Genomic DNA, 18137 nt, shown 5'->3' with positions numbered 1-18137 from the left:
TTAGAACGCATACGCTGCGCTGACGTAGTAGTTGCGGCCCAGCTCGAACGTCTGGAAGCTTTTGCTCTTCTGCTCCAGGTTGACGTCGGTCAGGTTCTTCACGCCGAAACGCAGCGTGATGTTGCGGCCGGCCTTGGCCGAAGCCGACACGTCGACGCGGGTGTAAGCCGGCAGCATGGCGTCGTCATAGGACTGCTCGCCGGTGTAGTGCGCCGCCAGCGAACCCTGCAGCCACGCGGCCGCGTTCCAATTCAGGCTGACGCTGGCCATCTGGCGCGGACGGTTATCCAGCTTGGCTTCCTTGCCGGATTCGTCGGTGTAGTTCGCGTTCAGGCGGGTGTAGTTGCCGCTGATCGACAGCGCCGGATTGATGACGGCGTCGGCCTGCAACTCGATGCCGCTGGTCTTGGCCTTGGCGACGTTGAGCCACTTGCGCGACGGCGGATTGGGGCTGTAGATGGAGACGATCATGTCCTTGACGTCGTTCTTGAAGACCGCCGCGCTGGCGTTCAGTCCCTTGCGGTGGAACTCGACGCCGAACTCGTAGTTGATGCTGGTTTCCGGCGTCAGGTCGGGATTGCCGTTCAGATAGCAACCGCCGCCGCAGCTGATGATGCTGTAGTCCTTGACGAGTTGATAGGCGTCCGGCGCCTTGAAGGCCTTGTTGACGCCGCCCTTGACGGTCCACTCCGGCGTCGCCTGGTAGACCAGGTAGGACTTTGGCGTGAAGTGGTTGCCGAAGTCGGTGTGGTCTTCGCGGCCGGCCAGGGTCAGGCTCAGCTGCTTGGTCAGGGCGATTTCATCTTCGACGAACACCGCCGAGCGGTCGGTGGTCGACTGGCCGCTCGTCAGGTAGGACAGCGGATCCTTGACGACCTGGCGGCGCAGGTCGACGCCGGCGGTCAGCGAGTGATTGCCGAACTCGGTGCTGCCGTAGACTTTGGCGGAAGTATTTTTCTCCCTCAGCACGCGCTGCTGCGGCTTGTTGTAGCGGCTGTTGAAGTCGTCGATGCGGGTCTCTTCCTGGCTCAGGAAGGCGGTGGTGCTGCCCCAGCCCCACAGCGCCTTGTGCGTCACGCCGAAGGTGCTGCGCTTGATGGTCTGGGCGCGGAAGTCCTTGGCGGTGTAGTTCCATTGCGGGTTGTAGCTGTAGTAGAACATGCCCAGCGGACGCTCGTCCTTGTTGTAGCCGAAGTCGAAGTCCAGGCTCTGCGTTTCCGACAGCTTCCAGGTCAGCGTCGACACCAGGTTTTGCGCGCGCTTTTCCTCCAGGCGCGGCGGGCGGGTCGGATCGGAAGCGCTGGTGCTGTACCAGGGCTTGCGGTCATAGTCTTCGCCGGAAATCGACAGGCTGACGGCGTCGTTGAAGGCGCCAGCCACCGAGGCGCCCACGCGGTACTGGTCGCCCCGGTCGCCGCTGGCGATGGTGCGGTATTCGCCGGTGACGGCGCCGCTCCAGTCCCTGGTCGGGGTCTTGGTGATGATGTTGATGACGCCGCCGATGGCGTCCGAACCGTACAGCGCCGCCATCGGGCCGCGCACGATTTCCACGCGCTTGATGCTGTTGAGCGGAATCGAGCTGAAGTCGAAGTCGCCGCCGCGCCACAGCGCGCCGGTGGAGGACAGGCGGCGGCCGTTGACCAGCATCAGCGTGTACTTGCCCGGCAGGCCGCGGATCTGGATCTCGTCGCGGCCGGTGCCATCGCTCTGGTTGTTCACGCCCACGGTTTCGCGCAGCAAGTCGGCCAGGCTGTTGACCGGCGACTTGGCGATATCGTCCGCCGTCAGCACGGTGGTGAAGGCCGGGGCCGACGCCAGATTATGTTCGCGCAGGGTGGCGCTGACCACCACCGTCCCCGCATCCTGTGCATCCACGGCGCTGGCCGCCATCGCCGAAGCAAAACCACATACGCCGGCTATCGCGGCAACCATCGTTTTTTTTGTAAAAGACATACCCATCCCTGCGTTTCGAAAAAATGAACGCAAATGATAATTATTTCTATTTAGATTGGCAAGGAATTTAGTATCTTTTTCGCATTGTTGCCGGGACAAAAGATGGTCATTTTCGGCAAGCTTGGCCGGGCTGCGGTATCATCGGGGACTATGCGCATCGTACTCATTACCGGTATTTCCGGCTCCGGCAAATCCGTCGCCCTGAACGTCCTGGAGGACACGGGGCACTATTGCGTCGACAATCTGCCGCCCGCCCTGCTCGCCAGCCTGGTGGACACCCTGGTGGCGGAAGGAATGGAAGCGCTGGCCGTGGCGGTCGATGCGCGCAGCGCCGCATCGCTGGCGACGCTGCCGGCCGACGTCGAGCGCCTGCGCCAGCAGGGGCACGACGTCAAGGTGATGTTCTTGACCTCGAACACACATTCGCTGGTGGCGCGGTTTTCGGAAACGCGGCGCAGCCATCCGCTGTCGCACGAATTGCGGCCAGGGCAGAACCCGGCGGCGCGGCGCACCCTGATCGAGTGCATCTCGGAAGAGCGCGAACGGCTGTCGCCGATCGAGCAGCTGGGCCATGTGATCGACACCTCGGAGCTGAGCGCCAACAAGCTGCGGGCGTGGGTCAAGGACCTGGTGGCGATCGAGCGCGCGCCGCTGATCCTGTTCTTCGAATCGTTCGCCTTCAAGCTGGGGGTGCCGCTGGACGCGGACTTCGTGTTCGACGTGCGGGCGCTGCCCAATCCCTACTACGACCTGACCTTGCGCCCGCTGACCGGCCGCGACGCGCCGGTGATCGACTTCCTCAACGCCCAGCCGAGTGCGCTGGACCTGATGAACGACATCCGCATCTTCATTGAAAAGTGGCTGCCGTCCTTCAAGACCGACAACCGCAGCTACCTGACGGTGGCCGTGGGCTGCACCGGCGGCCAGCACCGCTCGGTCTACATGGCCGAACAACTGGCGGCCTACTTCCAAAAATCCGAACGCGTCATCCTGCGCCACCGCGAGCAGGCTTAAGCGGTCTCGATCAATGGAGGCGAGATCATGGCTGAAAAATTTTCCCCTTACGATCCAACGCAAGCGCTTAATAGCCTGGAAGCCATCGAAGTGTTCATGACGGATGCATTCGAAACCGGTGATGCCGCGCATATCGCTGCGGCGTTGGATATCGCCGCCAAGGCGCAAGGACTCACACAATTGGCAGGTGAGCCATCCCTGAAAACCACGTTGGCGCTGATGAAGGTGCTCGGACTAAGACTGACTGTCGCCGCCGTCCCCCCCAGCGCTTAGTCAGCGGCTCCAGTGCACCACTTCGATGATGTGGCCGTCGGGGTCTTTGATCCCGCACGCGATCCACCAGTGCCACTTCCTTGACCAGCACGCCGCTGGCCCGCAGCGGGGCAATGCGGCGCTGACAGGTGGCGGCGGACGCGTGCACCTGTTCGGCGATCCGCCGCAGCGGCACGGTGGCGTCTTCCTGCAGCAGGTTGAGTATCTGGATGTCGAGCCGGTCCAGTTCCACAGTCATCGGCGATCAGTCCAGGTGGCGCAGCGGGTGGGCGTAGTCCGGCCACACCGGCTGGAAGAAGCGCTGCACCATCGCCTCGTCGACCGCGTCCAGCGACGACGGTTTCCATTGCGGCGTGTTGTCCTTGTCGATCACCAGCGCGCGCACGCCTTCGATCACTTCGCCATCCTCGAAATTGTGGCGCACCAGCGTGCGCTCCAGGCGCAGGCACTCGGCCACATCCAGCGCGGCGCCGCGCCGGACAAGCTCGTGCGTGACGCACATCATCAGCGGCGAACGGGTGGCCATCACCTGCAGCGTCTTTTGCGCGAAGGCGTTGTCGTCCGTTTTCAGCGAGCCGACGATGGCGGCCACCGAGGCGGCGCCGAAGTGGCGGTCGATGACGCTGCGCTCGGCCGCCAGCTTGCCCTCGCCTACGGCGGCGCGGAACGGCGCCGCGAAGGCCGCGATGGCGTCCTTCAACGCCGCGCCAGCAGTCGACTCCAGCAGCGCCGACAGGGCCGCCATCTCGGCGGCCGGCACGTAGTGGTCGGCCAGGCCGGCGTACAGCGCATCGGCCGCGCCGATGGTGACGCCGGTCACGCCCAGGTAACTGCCCAAGCGCCCTGGTGCGCGCGACAGGAAATAGCTGCCGCCCACATCCGGGAACAGGCCGATATTCACTTCCGGCATCGCCATCCTGGTCCGCTCGGTGACGATGCGCACGCGGCAGTCGGGACCGCCCTGCGCCACGCCCATGCCGCCGCCCATGACCACGCCGTCCATCAGCGCGATATACGGCTTGGGATAGAAATGGATCAGATGGTTGAGCGCATATTCCTCGGTGAAGAAATCCTCGACCAGCGCGCTGCCGCCCTGCGGCGTGGCGCGGCCGTTGTCGTAGAAGAAGCGAATGTCGCCGCCGGCGCAGAACGCCTTCTCGCTGCTGCTGCGGATGACGACGGCGGCCACGCCGCTGTCGTCGCGCCACGCCATCAGCGCCGCCGTAATATCGCGCACCATCGCCAGCGACAGGGAGTTCAAGGCCTTGGGCCGGTCCAGTGTGATGAAGCCGGTTCCGTTGCTGACGCTGGTGTGGACGTAGTCGCTCATGAGGTGCTTGGGTTCGTGGAGAAAACCCTATTCTACTGCGACTTGCGCGCCGCCAGATGCTCAAGCGGATTGGGCAGATTCAGGTCGCCGCCCAGCCGTGGCTGGAAGTTGGCCTTGGCCGGCATCAGCTCCGCCCTGCCCTCGTGCCGCGCATAAATGATGGCGAACGACATTTCGCTGCCGTTGGCCCGCTCCTGCGCAAAGCCGGTGGCCTTCTCCATCGCCGACGGGTCTTGCGCGGCGGCGATGGTGAAGCGCATCAGCTGGTCCAGCTTGGGCGAGCGGATGTCCAGGATGGATGCGCTCATCACCAGCGGCACGGCGGCGAACACATGGTAGTGCAGCGCCTTGGCTCCGCGCTCCATTTCCGGCGGCAGTGAACCGTCGGCCGCCACCTGCCCCATCGCATGCTCGAAGACCTTGCGGCCCCAGCCCAGATAACGCTCGTCGCCGGTGACGCCGCCCACCGCCGTCACCGCCAGTCCTTCCCAGTAGTAATGGTTGTTGCGCGTGCCCTTGTGCGCGTCGGAGTGCGCCATGGTGGCGTCGGCCAGCGTCTTGAACCAGCTTTCAATGGCTTGCTGCTGCGCCGCGCCGGCGGCCGGTTTGACGCGGGCATAGCTGAGCGCCATGCCGCCCAGGGTCCACTTGCGCACATACCACGCCTGCTCGCTGGACAGTTTGCCCAACAAGGCCTTTTGACCAGCCCAACTCTCCAGCCAGCCCAGCGCGCAGGCGGCGTTGCCCAGGCTGGCGTTTTTCGCCACGTCGGCCAGGAAGTCGTCGATGGGCTTGGTGTTGGCGATATTGCGTGCCCGCAGCACCGGATCGATGACAGAGTGATGCGCATCCGAGTAATAGCTGTTGGCGTCGATATCGATCACGGCCGGCGGCGGCGCGGTGCACGCCAGCGCGGCCGGGGCGGCCAGCGCCAGCAGCCAGGCTGTAAATAGTTTAGTTCGTTTCATGCCACTCCCATCAGAAGACATTTGGAAAACGTTTACTCTAAACTATCCGGGCGCAAAAAAGGGCGCCTCTGCGCCCTTAGTTTGATGGTGCCGGGGCCGTTGTTATAGGGCGGCGGCAGCGGGTTCGTAGCTATCCGGGAGATGCTTGATCGCATCGTGGCCGTGCTCTTGGACCTTGGCTTTGTACTTCATGACCTGCCGATCCAGCTTGTCGATCAAGGTATCGATGGCGGCGTACAGGTCTTGCGACAGGCTTTCCACGTAGACGGTTTTGCCCGACAGACGCAGGTTGATTTCAGCCTTCTGGCGTTTCTCTTTCTCTTTAAGGTTATCTACAGTCAGGATGACAGCAATATCAATCACTTGATCAAAGTGGCGGGTGACGCGCTCAAGCTTGTTCTGCACATATTCACGGATGGCCGAGGTCACTTCGAGATGATGTCCACTGATGGTGAGATTCATACACACTCCTAGAGATAATGTCGCTTCTTACGGTTAGTGCGTAGCCCATTACTGCCGGGCGCGCAGGAACCAGAATAACTACAAAGACTTGCGGAGACTGACTGGCGGGATTTTCAACGCTTCGCGATATTTGGCAACAGTTCGTCGCGCAATCACCATGCCTTGTTCTCCCAGCATGTCCGCAATCTTACTGTCGGATAAAGGATTTTTCGGGTCTTCTGCTCCTGTCAATTGCACGATGAGTGCGCGTATCGCCGTCGAACTTGCTTCCCCCCCCGCTTCGGTGGCGACATGGCTACCAAAGAAATATTTCAACTCAAACATGCCATGCGGGGTCAGCATATATTTTTGAGTTGTTACACGAGAAATAGTGCTCTCGTGTAGACCCAGTGTATCAGCAATTTCGCGAAGCACAAGGGGGCGCATGGCGACCGCGCCGTGCGAGAAAAAGTTCTTTTGTCTTTCTACTATCGCCTGGGCGACGCGCAGTATCGTGTCGAAACGCTGGCGCATATTCTTGATCAGCCACTTGGCTTCCTGCAGCTGCGCGCCCATGGCGCCCTCGCCTTTTCCCTGCTTGAGCAGGTTGGCGTACATGGCGTTGACGCGCAGGCGCGGCATGACGTCGTTGTTCAGGCTGACCTGCCAGCCGGTGCGCGATTTCTTGACGATCACGTCCGGCACCACGTAGTCCGACACGTCCGACGCGAAGGCCGAACCCGGATGCGGATTGCACTGGCGGATGACGGTTTGCGCCTCGCGCAAATCCTCGTCGTCGCACAGCAGCGCCTTCTTGAGCTTGTTGAAATCGCGCTGCGCAAACCAGGTCAGGTGGTTTTCCACGATGGCCAGCGCCATGCGCCGCGTCACCATCGGTATGCCCGGCAGGCGCTTGATCTGCAGCGCCAGGCACTCGGACGCGTTGCGCGCGCCCACGCCCATCGGATCGAAGCTTTGCAGCAGCGACAGCGCGGTGCGCAGTTCGTCGAGGTCGATCTCCAGCTCTTCCGGCAAGCGCGCCAGGATTTCCTCCAGCGGTTCTTCGAGGTAGCCGTTTTCGTCCAGCGCGTCGATGATCAGCTCGACCAGCGCGCGGTCGCGCATCTCCAGCACCGTCACCCGCATCTGCTCCATCAGGTGCTCGCGCAGCGTGCAGTGGCTGGCCTCCAGCTGCGGACGCGAGTCCTCGTCGTCGGGCGCCTTGCTGCGGCCGGCGTCGCTCCAGTCGACATCGGCGTCGCTGCTGGTGCTCTCGGTGTCGGCGGCCGGGCCGTCGTAGTTGTCGGCGTCGGCGGCCGGCGCTTCCTGGGCGTTGGGCGGGCCTTCCGGCGGCGCATCGCCGACCGGGGCTTGCTGGCTGATGGCGCCGTCCGACAGCAGCCGCAGCGAGCGGTCCAGCGGGTCGTCGAGGCGCTCCAGCAGCGGATTATCGGTCAGCAGCTGTTCCAGTTCCTGGTGCAGCTCCAGCGTCGACAGTTGCAGCAGCCGTATCGACTGCTGCAATTGCGGTGTCAGCGCGAGGTGCTGCGACGTGCGCAGTTGCAAAGACTGTTTCATGGGTTTTACATGCGGAAGTGTTCACCCAGATACACGCGACGCACCGATTCGTTGGCGATGATGTCGTCTGGCCGGCCTGAAGCCAATACCGTGCCCTGGTTGATGATATATGCGCGGTCGCAGATGCCCAGCGTCTCGCGCACATTGTGATCGGTAATGAGGACGCCGATGCCGCGTTCCTTGAGGAAGCGCACGATGCGCTGGATCTCAATCACGGCGATCGGGTCGACCCCGGCGAATGGTTCGTCGAGCAGCACGAAGCGCGGGTTGGTCGCCAGCGCGCGCGCGATCTCCACGCGGCGGCGTTCGCCGCCCGACAGCGACAGCGCCTGGTTTTCGCGCAGCTTTTCGATCTGCAAATCGGCCAGCAGGGTATTGAGCCGTTCATCAATGGCAGCCTTGGATAAAGGCTTGCCGTCCACTTTCTGGATTTCGAGGACGGCGCGGATATTTTCTTCCACCGTCAGCTTGCGGAACACCGACGCTTCCTGCGGCAGGTAGGACAAGCCGAGCGAGGCGCGGCGGTGGATCGGCAGCGAGGAGATGTCGGTGCCGCTGATATCGATGCTGCCGGCGTCCGACGGCACCAGGCCGACGATCATGTAGAACGAGGTGGTCTTGCCGGCGCCGTTGGGGCCGAGCAGACCCACCACTTCGCCGCATTCCACTTGCAGGGACACGTCGTGCACGACCTGGCGCTTGCCGTAGGTCTTTTGCAGGCCGCGCACGATCAGGGTGCTACCGCAGGATGCTTCCATGCTTACTTCTCCGTCGCAGGCGGGGTCGACGCGGCTGGCGCGGGCGCCGGGCGGATCACCGGCTGGATCACCATGGTGCCGCGGCCGGCGCCCGGCTTGCTCTCGCCGGTGACGCTGTTCTTCACCGCGAACTGTTCCTTGCGGCTGTCGTAGGAAATGAATTCGCCGTCGACCTCGTCGCTGAGGCGGCCGCCCTCCAGGCGGCGGATCTTGGCTTTCGAGAACAGTTTGACCAGGTCGGTCTTGTTGCTGTATTCGATGCGTTCGGCTTCGCCTTCGACCCACTGGTCGCCGGCGCCGTCGCGCTTCTGGCGGAAGGTGGCCGGCGTGCCCGGCGTGCTGGTCAGCACGACGAAGTCATAACCCTCAGGGTCGGTGGTCATCACCGCCTTCGGCGACTTCATCAGCAAGGTGCCGCGCGTCAGCACCACGTTGCCGATCAGCGTCTTGATCTGCTTGACGTCGTCGATCTGCAGGTCGTCGTAGTTGATCGTGGTCGGTTTGTTGGCGTCGGCTTTTTCAGCGTGCGCGGCGGTCATCGCCAGCAGCAGCATCGTGGCCGAGAGTATCAATTTCTTCATCGTCATTCCATTCATCGTATTGGGTTCGTCAGCGGGCGTCGCGCGGCGGCATCACCAGCTGCCCGCGTCCGCCCAGTTGCACCTGGCGGGTGGCGTTGTTGGCCTTCATGCCGACGCCGGTGGCGGTGGTCTTGCCCAGCTCCAGCGCCACCGGGCTGGCGGTTTCCATGCGTTCTTCGTCGGGATACACGGTCAGCGTCGGCGTGGTCATGCGCAAGGCTTGCGCGTTCGGCGTCGCCGGGCGCACCACGTCCACATTACCACTGAGCTTGACGCGCGTATTGCCCTGGTCGACATGGGCGGTGTCGGCGTGCATATTCATCGGCGGCTGGTCGCCCGACAGGCTGTGCACGTACGGCTTGTCGATGTCGGACGAATCGTCGATCGGGCGGTGGGTCAGCTTGTCGCCGGAAATGATATAGGCCGGCTGGCCGGACTTGTTCATGCGCACCAGGCTGAAGCGGTCGATGATGTAGTCCGGCTCGTTGCGGTGCTGGTCTTCCTGCGCTTCCTGGCCGGCCTGGTTGACCACCTGCACCAGCCAGAAGCTGCCGACGGCGACAAACACGCCGACCACCATGACGATGGTCAGCTGCCAGCGGTGGGCTGTTCTTTTACGCATGGCCGCTCCGTTACACCAGGAACTGCGCCATCACGCGCGGGTAAGTGCCCTGCGCGTGCAGCAGCAGCTCGCACACTTCGCGCACCGCGCCGCGGCCGCCGTGGGCGACGGTGGTGTGGTGGGCACGCTCCAGCACTTCGGCGCGGCCGTTCGGCACGGCGACGGCGAAACCGACGCGTGTCAAAATCGGCAGGTCGACCACGTCGTCGCCGATGAAGCCGACCTGCTCGGCGGTGAGGCCGGTCTTTTCCAGCAGCGCGTTGAACGGCGTCAGCTTGTCGTGGCCGCCCTGGTGCAGGTGGCCGATGCCGAGGTCGGCCGCGCGCCTGATCACCTGCGGCGAGGTGCGCGCGCTGATGATGGCGGTCTGCACGCCGGATTCCTGCAGCAGCTTGATGCCCAGGCCGTCGTGCACATTGAAGGTCTTCAGCGCCTCGCCGTCGGCGCCGTAGTGCAGGCTGCCGTCGGTCAGCACGCCGTCGACGTCGAAGATCATCAGCTTGACGCGCGCGGCGCGCTCCACATAGGTCAACTCGGTCATCAGATCACCTTGGCGCGGGTCAGGTCATGGATGTGCAGCGCGCCGACCAGCTTGCCGGCGGCGTCCGTCACCAGCATCTGGTTGATGCGGAACTGTTCCATCACGGCGACGGCGTCCACCGCCAGTTTTTCCGGCGAGATGGTGCGCGGATTGGCGTGCATCACGTCGCGGATCACGACCTTGGTGAAATCCTGGACCTTCTCGATCATGCGGCGCAGGTCGCCGTCGGTGAACACGCCGACCGGCTTGCCGTCGGCGTCGACCACGGCGGTCATGCCCATGCCCTTTTGCGTGATTTCCAGCAGCGCGTCGGTCAGCTTGACGTCGGCGGTCACTTGCGGCACGGCGTCGCCGCTGCGCATGACGTCGCGCACGTGGGTCAGCAGGCGGCGGCCCAGCGCGCCGCCCGGATGCGAGCGGGCGAAGTCTTCTTCCTTGAAGCCGCGCAGGTCCAGCAGCGCGACGGCGATGGCGTCGCCCAGCGCCAGCGTGACGGTGGTCGAGGTGGTCGGCGCCAGGTTCATCGGGCAGGCTTCCTTGGCCACGGCCACGTTCAGGTGCACGTCGGCGATCTCGGCCAGGCTGGAGCCCGGCTTGCCGGTCATGGCGATGACCTTGCTGCCCATGCGCTTGACCACCGGCAGGATGGTCATCAGCTCGGCGCTTTCGCCGGAATACGAGATGGCGATGAAGGCGTCGTCGGCCGTCACCATGCCGAGGTCGCCGTGGGCGGCTTCGGCCGGGTGCACGAACAGCGCCGGCGTGCCGGTCGAGGCCAGCGTGGCGGCGATCTTGCGGCCGATATGGCCGGACTTGCCGATGCCGGACACGACCACGCGGCCCTTGCAGTTCAGCAACAGGGCGATGGCTTGCACGACGCTGTCGTCGGCGTCCAGGCGGGCATTGAGGGCGGCGATCGCCTCTGCTTCGTTCTGCAGGGTGTCGCGGGCCAGCCGCAACGCATGCGCGGCCATATTTGCGTCAAAAGCTTTCAGCATTGTTTTTTCATGGGTTACACTCATGCCCAAGTATAGCCGAATTGAGAAAGCAAAAAACTTGCCAGTCACAACATAACGCCCGCGCCGGCCGACAAACAACGAAATTATATTTACTGGCTAGGTTGATATGACGTTTTCACCCTTGGAATTAACATTGTTGTTATTGGGGAGCGCGGTGCTGGGCGTCGTCGCTTTCCGCATGATGCACCTGCCGCCGATGCTGGGCTACCTGGCGGTCGGCATCCTGATCGGCCCCCACGCGCTGGGGCTGGCCGAATCGAGCGAGGCCTTCCATTCGCTGGCCGAATTCGGCGTGGTGTTCCTGATGTTCTCCATCGGGCTGGAATTCTCGCTGCCCAAGCTGATGGCCATGCGCGGCATCGTGTTCGGGCTGGGCATGGCGCAGGTGGTGCTGACCATCGCCGCCACCATGCTGTTCGGCTGGACCATCGCCACCCAATTGCCCCCTTCGATCCACATCAGCTGGCAAGCCTCGTTCGCGCTGGGCGGCGCGCTGGCGATGTCGTCGACGGCCATCGTGTCAAAAATGCTGACGGAGCGGCTGGAGCTGGAGAGCGAGCACGGCCGCAAGATCATCGGCATCCTGCTGTTCCAGGATCTGGCCGTGGTGCCGCTGCTGATCCTGATCCCCTCGCTGGGCCAGCGCCCGGACGCGCTGGTCGAGACGCTGGCCTGGGCCGGAGTCAAGGCGGTGATCGTGCTGGCGCTGCTGCTGTTCTTCGGCCAGAAGCTGGTGCGCGGCTGGTTCACCGTCGTGGTCAAGCGGCGCTCGCAGGAACTGTTCATGCTGAACCTGCTCCTGATCACGCTGGGCGCGGCCTGGATCACCGAGCGCGCCGGCCTGTCGCTCGCGCTGGGCGCCTTCGTGGCCGGCATGCTGATCTCCGAGACCGAATACAAGCACCAGGTGGAGGAAGACATCAAGCCCTTCCGCGACGTGCTGCTGGGGCTGTTCTTCATCACCATCGGCATGCTGCTCAATGTGCAGCTGGTGCTGGCGCACTGGTGGCTGGTGCTGGTGCTGCTGGCGGGGCCGGTGCTGATGAAGTTCGCGCTGATCGCCGGCCTGGCCAAGCTGTTCGGCGCCTCCGACGGCGTCTCCATGCGCACCGGCCTGGCGCTGGCGCAGGCGGGCGAGTTCGGTTTCGTGCTGCTGAACCTGGCGGGCGGCAGCCACCTGATGGACCCGTTCATCATCCAGGTGGTGCTGGCGTCGATGGTGCTGTCGATGCTGGTGGCGCCGTTCATCATTTCCAAGTCGGACCAGATCGTGATGAAGGTCTCCAGCAACGAGTGGATGATGCAGTCGCTGGCGCTGACCAAGATCGCCAGCCGCACCATGTCGACCAACAAGCACGTGATCGTGTGCGGCTTCGGCCGCAGCGGCCAGAGCCTGGCGACGCTGCTGGGCGAAGAGCAGATCGATTATCACGCGCTGGACCTGGATCCGGAGCGGGTGCAGGAAGCGCGGACGGCGGGCCGCAACGTCTCCTACGGCGATGCGGCGCGGCGCGAGAGCCTGGTCGCGGCCGGCATCTACCGCGCCAGCGCGGTGGTCATCACCTACGCCAGCACGCCGTCGGCGCTGAAGGTGCTGCACCTGGTGCACGAGCTGGCGCCGGCGCTGCCGGTGATCGTCCGCTCGCACGACGACACCGACCTCGACCTGCTGAAATCGGCCGGCGCGGCGGAGGTGGTGCCGGAACTGATGGAGGGCAGCCTGATGCTGGCCTCGCACGCGCTGGTGATGCTGGGCGTGCCGCTGCGGCGCGTGGTGCACCGCGTGCAGACCGCGCGCGAGGAACGTTATGCATCGCTGCGCGGCTACTTCCACGGCGTCAGCGACGCCGGCGAAGAGGCCGATCTGGAACGGCTGCATTCGGTCACGCTGAGCGACAGCGCGGTCAGCGTGGGCAAGGCCTTGGGCGAGATCGATGTGGCGGGCGCGGGCGCGGCAGTGACCAGCATCCGGCGCGGCAAGGGGCGGCTGGACGTGGCGCCGGACCTGGTGCTGGAGGCGGGCGATGTGGTGGTGCTGCGCGGCGCCGCCGACGCGGTCAACCGCGCCGAGCAGCGCTTGCTGCGCTAACCCTGGGGTCAAACCCTGGGGTCAAACCCTGGGGTCAAACCCTGGGGTCAAACCCTGGGGTCAAGTCTGACATTTGGACACGAGCTCTGCCGTAGCGGCTGCTACGGCAGAGCTCGTGTCCAAATGTCAGACTTGACCCCGGCCTTCTGGATCGCGGCTGACCACGCGGTTGCGGCCGGTTTCCTTGGCGACGTAGAGCAGCGTATCGGCATGCGCCACCCAGGCGCGCGCGACGGCCGCCGGATCGCCCTCGGCTTCGCCCGGATTCAAACACGCCACGCCGATCGACACCGTCACCGACAACTGCAATTCCTGCGACAGCGCGATCATGCTGCCGGCCACGCTGGCGCGGATGCGCTCGGCCACGAAGGCGGCGCTTTCCAGATTGGCGTCGATCAGCAGCACGACAAACTCCTCGCCGCCGAAACGCGCCAATGCGTCCGACGTGCGCAGCTCGTTCTTGATGCGGCTGGCCACCTCGCGCAGCACGTCGTCGCCGCCGCCGTGGCCGACGGTGTCGTTGACGCGCTTGAAGTGGTCGATGTCGATGTACATGAACGAGATCGGATACTGCTGCCGCCGCGCCCGCGCTATCTCTTCCAGCAAGCGGCGGTCGATATAGCGGCGGTTGTACACGCCGGTCAGCGAATCGGTCAGGCCGATGTACTTCAGCATCTCGTTACTGATGACGTTTTCCAGGCAGATGGCGATGATGGACGCCATGTGCTCGATGAAGTCGGTCCCCAGGCTGGGCGTGAAGCGGGTCGGGTCGCAGCTGCCCAGGTTCAGGCTGCCGATGATGCGCTTGTTGCGCAGCAGCGGCACCAGCGCCACGCTCTGCAGGCCGGCCGGCGGCTGCGGGAACGGCGTGGCATGGCGATGGGCGTCGTACATGCCCAGCAGCGGCTTGGGCGTCGGCGTGTAGGCGTTGCGCTGGCCCAGGTCGAAGCCCAGGCCGTCGATCGTCTCGACAAAGATCAGCTCGGGGAAATCCTCGAACACCACGTCCAGCTTGGCCATGACGGTGCGGATGTCGGCGTCTTCATCGATCAGCGTCAGCGTCACGCTGTCGAGCTCGGAGATCACCGGCAGCACGCGGAAGATGGTGCCTATCAGTTCGGGAAAATTGGCGGCGCTGACGATGTCCAGGTCGAACGCCTGGTGGCGGGTCATGATGGAATGGTTGCGCTCGGCCTGCTCAAGCAGGTAAGCCATGCGCGCACGCAGGGCCTGGTTTTCGGCCGCCAGATCGATCGCGCGCGCGGCGTGATCGGTCTGCGGCGTGAACTTGCCTGTTGCAGTTTGCGTCATATATGCCCTTACTCATCAGCTAGTTTCATGCCAGATGCCACATTACGCCAAGTTTTAGCACTTGGGAATGCCTGTCTGCGTTAAAACGCCAACGTGACGACGATTTCCTGCCCAACACGCACGCGCTGGCCTTCGCCGGCGATCAAAATGCTGTTCATGCCGAAACACAGGGCGCCGTCCACTTCCGGTTTGGCACGGTAGCTTTGCATGATGTCCAGCGGGTCGGGGCCGAATTCGCCGGTGGCCTGGTTGACCGACGGCATCGGGCAGCGCGGGCAAGGCTTGACCGGTTTCAGCACGGCGTCGCCGAGCTGGAAGGTGTCGGCGTAGTCCTCTTCGAAGGCTTCGATGCCTTCGATGACGAGGTTGGGACGGAAGCGGTTCATCGGAATGGCGTCGCGGCCGGCGCGGCGCAGCTTGTCGTTCAGGTCGTCCAGCGAGGCGGCGCCGGCCACCAGCACCGGATAGCCGTCGGAGAACATGGTGGTGGCGGCCACGCCGTTGGTCCACTTCCCGCTGACGGCGCGCTCGGCCTTGGCGTGGAAGCGCGCCAGGCGGCACGGCACGCCGATGGCCTTGCTGAACCATTCGGCGGTCAGCTCGTCGCAGTCGTAGGCCAGCACGGTGTCGTCCCAAACCTGGGTGGTCAGCGTGGGGGCGAGGTAGGGGTCGGGCAGGTCCAGCGGGATTTCCAGGCATAGCATGCCGGGTGCGCGCAGTTCCAGCCGGCTACCCTTGATGCTGGGGATGATCAGCGCCATGCGCGGATGTTCGCGCTGGGTCAGGCAGACGCCGGCGCCGTCGACCACCATCCATTCGCGGTCGTAGATCTGCTCGGTCATCAGACCGGTGGTGGTCAGCGTCGCTTCCTGCAGCGACATGCCGCCGCAGGATTTGATCGGGTACAGCGTGATATCGGAGAGGATGGGCATGCTTGGGCACCGGTCGTTAGGCAGATGAAAACATTGCCATTATACGATCAAGCGGCGCAAAGCCGCTTGCCGTGGGCCGTCCGGCGACGGCGTCCATCCTCTCGGAGCCGGATTACTCCTCGGCCTTGGCAGCAGCCGCCTTGGCCGGACGCGGCGTGCGCGCCGCCGCAGGCTTGCGGGCCGGCTTGGCGGCCGGCTTGGCCTTGGCAGGCTTGGCGGCTGGCGCCGCATCCGCCGGTGCGCTTGCTGCGGCCGGGGCCGCTTCGACCGCTGCGGCAACTGGCGCTGGTGCCGGAGCAGGCGCGGCTGCCGCCGCCGGCTGCTCGCCCAGGCCCGCCGCGCTCTTGCCGCCGCGTGCATTTTTCGCGCTCTTGCCGCCCTTGGCCGCAGCCTCTTCCGCCTTCGGCTTGGCAGCCTCTTTCAGCTTGCGTGCAGGCGGTTTCTGGCCGCTTTTCTTCTTGGCCGAAGTTTCCTCGACCACGACCGGCACTTCGACGACAGCTTCCACGGCCACCGGCGCCTCGGCAGCGACATCCTGCTGGCCCTGGCGTTCGCCCTGCTTGCGGCCGCCGCGATTGCCGCGGCCACGGCCCCGGCCACGGTCGGATTCGGCGGCTGGGGCCGCCTCCGGCGCGGCTACCGCCTCAGGCGCGTCAGGCTGGCCGGCCAACTGTTCCGGCTCGACATAGGCATGCGCTGCCGGCTCGGCATCGTCCGCATCGCCGTCCGCTTGCGCGGCGCGTGCCTGCTGGGCCAGACGCTCGGCCTGGCGCTCCGCGAAGCGCTCGGCGGCGGTGCGGCCGCGGCCGCGGCTGCGGCGCGATTCCTGTTTGCCGCCATCCTGGCCATCGCCCTGCGCGCCGTCGGCCGACAACGATTCGCCGCCCTGCAAGCCCGGCGTCGGCACGCCTGTGCCACGGTACACATAGGCGCCGGATTTCTCGTCGCGGCCGAATTCCAGCAGGCCGCGCGCCTTGCATTCCTCGATCAGGTTGCCGAACGTGCGGAAGCCGTAGTAGGACTCGCTGAAGTCCGGCTTGCGGCGCTTGATCGCCTCTTTCAGCACGGAAGCCCAGATCTTGCCGCTGTCGCCGCGCTCGGACACCAGCGCCTCGAAGGTATTGGCGGCGATTTCCACCGCCTGGTTGCGGCGCTTGTCCATCTCTTCGCGGCGGGCGCGTTCCTCTTCCGGCGAGCGTTTGACGGCCGGCTTGGCCTCGGTGCTCGATTCGCGCTTGGCGCGGCGGCTCTCGCGCACCAGGTCGTCGTAGAAAATGAATTCATCGCAGTTGGCCACCAGCAGGTCCGAGGTCGACTGCTTGACGCCGACGCCGATCACCTTCTTGGCGTTCTCGCGCAGCTTGGACACCAGCGGCGAAAAGTCGGAATCGCCGGAGATGATGACGAAGGTGTCGACGTGCGACTTGGTGTAGCACAAGTCCAACGCATCGACGACCATGCGGATGTCGGCCGAGTTCTTGCCGGACTGGCGCACGTGCGGGATTTCGATCAGTTCGAAGTTCGCCTCGTGCATCGGCGCCTTGAAGCCCTTGTAGCGGTCCCAGTCGCAATACGCTTTCTTGACCACGATGCTGCCCTTGAGCAGCAGACGTTCCAGCACCGGCTTGATGTCGAACTTGTCGTAGTTGGCGTCGCGCACACCGAGCGCCACGTTTTCAAAATCGCAGAACAGCGCCATGCTGACGTTATCGTTGGAAGAAGCCATGAAGAGTATTTTTTCTAGTGAGGAGTGAGGCGGTGAGGAAGGTAGACGCGGCGGTCGTTCGATCCGGCAATCCGACGATTATACCCAACAACGGCCCGCGCGCGACGAACGCGACAACTAGCGGCACAGCTTGCGTTGGGCGTCGGTGGCGCCGGACTGGCGCGGCAGCACCAGCTTGCAGGTGCCGAACGCCTCCTGCCACGGCTTGTCGGCAATCAGCGCGTCGACTTGCCGGTTGATGAAATCCAGCAGTTCAGGCTGGTTCGGCGCGGTGAAAAAGGCCCGTTCGAACACCGTGCGTGGCTTGGGCGACAGATACAGCCAGTGATCGAGGTTGGCGAACTGCCGGTGAAAGCGCGGCAGCGAGCTCGCTTGCAGGAACGCCACCGACACCCTGCGCTGCTGCAATTTGAGCAGGTTGCGGGCCTCGCTATCGGCGTCGTCGCGGGCCAGCTTGCCGTCCTTGACCAGCGGTTCCAGGTTCTTGTAGATGTAGCCCCGCACCGTGCCGATGTTGTGGCCGTAGAGCGAGCTGTCGTCCACGTAATCCAGCGGCGCGCTGCGCAGCGAGGCCACCAGGTTGGCGTCGACCATGTAGTAGCGGCTCCAGCTCTGGCGCGCGGCCGAGGCGGCGAACCAGCGCGGATTGGCCCAGGCCACCACGCCCGGCCAGGCAGGCTGTTCCATCATCAACTCCAGCCGGCGGCGCGGCAGTTGGGTGGCGATGAAATGGTAGCGGCCGTTGGAGCGCTGCGTCAGCCAGGCGGCCATCTTGTCGGTCAGGCTGTCGGGCGTGTCGGCGGCGAAGGTGGGATCGGCGTAGTAGACATACAACGGCACGCTCTCCGCCGCCGGCGCCAGGCGCCCAAGCAGCAGCAGCGCCAGGCCGGCGAGCCGTCTCCATGTCCTTGTTCTTGTCATGCCGCCCATACTATCAGCATGCCGCGGCGGCGGCCAGCGGCGGCAATGCCGGCATGGCGCAGGCGTGCATTTGCTAATAT

At 64.6% G+C, this 18137-nt stretch carries 17 protein-coding genes and 1 pseudogene; 3 read left to right on the top strand and 15 right to left on the bottom strand.

Annotated elements, in window-relative coordinates; all coding sequences use genetic code 11:
- Complete coding sequence (locus tag DUGA2_RS24205) at positions 1 to 1932, bottom strand: TonB-dependent receptor domain-containing protein (RefSeq protein WP_168167822.1); 1932 nt, start codon at positions 1930 to 1932, stop codon at positions 1 to 3.
- Positions 1933 to 2103: 171 nt separating this feature from the next.
- On the opposite strand from DUGA2_RS24205, the gene rapZ reads away from it, so the two are divergent.
- Both rapZ and DUGA2_RS24195 read left to right on the top strand, forming a co-directional pair.
- Positions 2104 to 2967, top strand: coding sequence for an RNase adapter RapZ (gene rapZ, locus DUGA2_RS24200; RefSeq protein WP_070271987.1), 864 nt, complete (start codon positions 2104 to 2106; stop codon positions 2965 to 2967).
- A gap of 27 nt (positions 2968 to 2994) precedes the next feature.
- Positions 2995 to 3240 (top strand): hypothetical protein, encoded by a 246-nt coding sequence (locus tag DUGA2_RS24195; protein WP_070271986.1) that lies wholly within the window; start codon positions 2995 to 2997, stop codon positions 3238 to 3240.
- Positions 3241 to 3280: 40 nt separating this feature from the next.
- On the opposite strand, the pseudogene DUGA2_RS34580 reads toward DUGA2_RS24195, so the two are convergent.
- From DUGA2_RS34580 to DUGA2_RS24150, 10 genes and pseudogenes are all read right to left on the bottom strand, one after another.
- A pseudogene (locus DUGA2_RS34580) lies at positions 3281 to 3472 on the bottom strand (Lrp/AsnC family transcriptional regulator); the annotation flags it as partial.
- A 12-nt stretch (positions 3473 to 3484) separates the two neighbouring features.
- Positions 3485 to 4570, bottom strand: coding sequence for an enoyl-CoA hydratase/isomerase family protein (locus tag DUGA2_RS24190; protein ID WP_070271985.1), 1086 nt, complete (start codon positions 4568 to 4570; stop codon positions 3485 to 3487).
- A 32-nt stretch (positions 4571 to 4602) separates the two neighbouring features.
- Complete coding sequence (locus DUGA2_RS24185; protein WP_070271984.1) at positions 4603 to 5538, bottom strand: alginate lyase family protein; 936 nt, start codon at positions 5536 to 5538, stop codon at positions 4603 to 4605.
- A gap of 102 nt (positions 5539 to 5640) precedes the next feature.
- Positions 5641 to 6000, bottom strand: coding sequence for a ribosome hibernation-promoting factor, HPF/YfiA family (gene hpf, locus DUGA2_RS24180; RefSeq protein WP_070271983.1), 360 nt, complete (start codon positions 5998 to 6000; stop codon positions 5641 to 5643).
- Positions 6001 to 6078: 78 nt separating this feature from the next.
- Positions 6079 to 7557 carry an RNA polymerase factor sigma-54 gene (locus DUGA2_RS24175; protein ID WP_070271982.1) on the bottom strand — a complete coding sequence of 493 codons (1479 nt, stop codon included), beginning with the start codon at positions 7555 to 7557 and terminating at the stop codon, positions 6079 to 6081.
- Between the two features lie 5 nt (positions 7558 to 7562).
- Positions 7563 to 8315, bottom strand: a complete 753-nt coding sequence (gene lptB, locus DUGA2_RS24170) for an LPS export ABC transporter ATP-binding protein (RefSeq protein WP_008444484.1) — start codon at positions 8313 to 8315, stop codon at positions 7563 to 7565.
- A 2-nt stretch (positions 8316 to 8317) separates the two neighbouring features.
- On the bottom strand, positions 8318 to 8896 hold the full coding sequence (gene lptA, locus DUGA2_RS24165; RefSeq protein ID WP_070272037.1) for a lipopolysaccharide transport periplasmic protein LptA: 579 nt from the start codon (positions 8894 to 8896) through the stop codon (positions 8318 to 8320).
- Between the two features lie 28 nt (positions 8897 to 8924).
- Positions 8925 to 9518: an LPS export ABC transporter periplasmic protein LptC gene (gene lptC / locus DUGA2_RS24160; RefSeq protein WP_070271981.1), complete on the bottom strand. Its 594-nt coding sequence runs from the start codon at positions 9516 to 9518 to the stop codon at positions 8925 to 8927.
- Positions 9519 to 9528: 10 nt separating this feature from the next.
- On the bottom strand, positions 9529 to 10059 hold the full coding sequence (locus DUGA2_RS24155; protein ID WP_070271980.1) for an HAD family hydrolase: 531 nt from the start codon (positions 10057 to 10059) through the stop codon (positions 9529 to 9531).
- On the bottom strand, positions 10059 to 11057 hold the full coding sequence (locus tag DUGA2_RS24150; protein WP_083296444.1) for an SIS domain-containing protein: 999 nt from the start codon (positions 11055 to 11057) through the stop codon (positions 10059 to 10061). Before DUGA2_RS24150 ends, DUGA2_RS24155 begins: the two co-directional genes overlap by 1 nt.
- Before the next feature lie 127 nt (positions 11058 to 11184).
- Between DUGA2_RS24150 and DUGA2_RS24145 the strand changes: the two genes are divergently transcribed.
- A complete protein-coding gene (locus tag DUGA2_RS24145) occupies positions 11185 to 13167 on the top strand; it encodes a monovalent cation:proton antiporter family protein (protein ID WP_070271979.1) in 1983 nt (660 codons plus the stop codon).
- A 126-nt stretch (positions 13168 to 13293) separates the two neighbouring features.
- Here the strand turns inward: DUGA2_RS24145 and DUGA2_RS24140 are convergent, their stop codons facing one another.
- The 4 genes from DUGA2_RS24140 to DUGA2_RS24125 all read right to left on the bottom strand — a co-directional run bounded on the left by DUGA2_RS24140 (position 13294) and on the right by DUGA2_RS24125 (position 18057).
- Positions 13294 to 14478: a diguanylate cyclase gene (locus DUGA2_RS24140; protein WP_070271978.1), complete on the bottom strand. Its 1185-nt coding sequence runs from the start codon at positions 14476 to 14478 to the stop codon at positions 13294 to 13296.
- An 80-nt stretch (positions 14479 to 14558) separates the two neighbouring features.
- A complete protein-coding gene (locus DUGA2_RS24135) occupies positions 14559 to 15410 on the bottom strand; it encodes an MOSC domain-containing protein (RefSeq protein ID WP_070271977.1) in 852 nt (283 codons plus the stop codon).
- Positions 15411 to 15522: 112 nt separating this feature from the next.
- Positions 15523 to 17136, bottom strand: coding sequence for an NYN domain-containing protein (locus tag DUGA2_RS24130; protein ID WP_070271976.1), 1614 nt, complete (start codon positions 17134 to 17136; stop codon positions 15523 to 15525).
- Positions 17137 to 17253: 117 nt separating this feature from the next.
- Positions 17254 to 18057 (bottom strand): transporter substrate-binding domain-containing protein, encoded by an 804-nt coding sequence (locus DUGA2_RS24125; RefSeq protein ID WP_168167821.1) that lies wholly within the window; start codon positions 18055 to 18057, stop codon positions 17254 to 17256.
- Between the last annotated feature and the right edge of the window lie 80 nt (positions 18058 to 18137).

The organism is Duganella sp. HH101, assembly GCF_001758795.1.
In the GTDB taxonomy this organism is placed as follows: domain Bacteria; phylum Pseudomonadota; class Gammaproteobacteria; order Burkholderiales; family Burkholderiaceae_D; genus Rugamonas; species Rugamonas rivuli.
The sequence above is the reverse complement of the archived record's forward strand: the minus strand, read 5'-3'. Positions and strand labels throughout refer to the sequence as shown.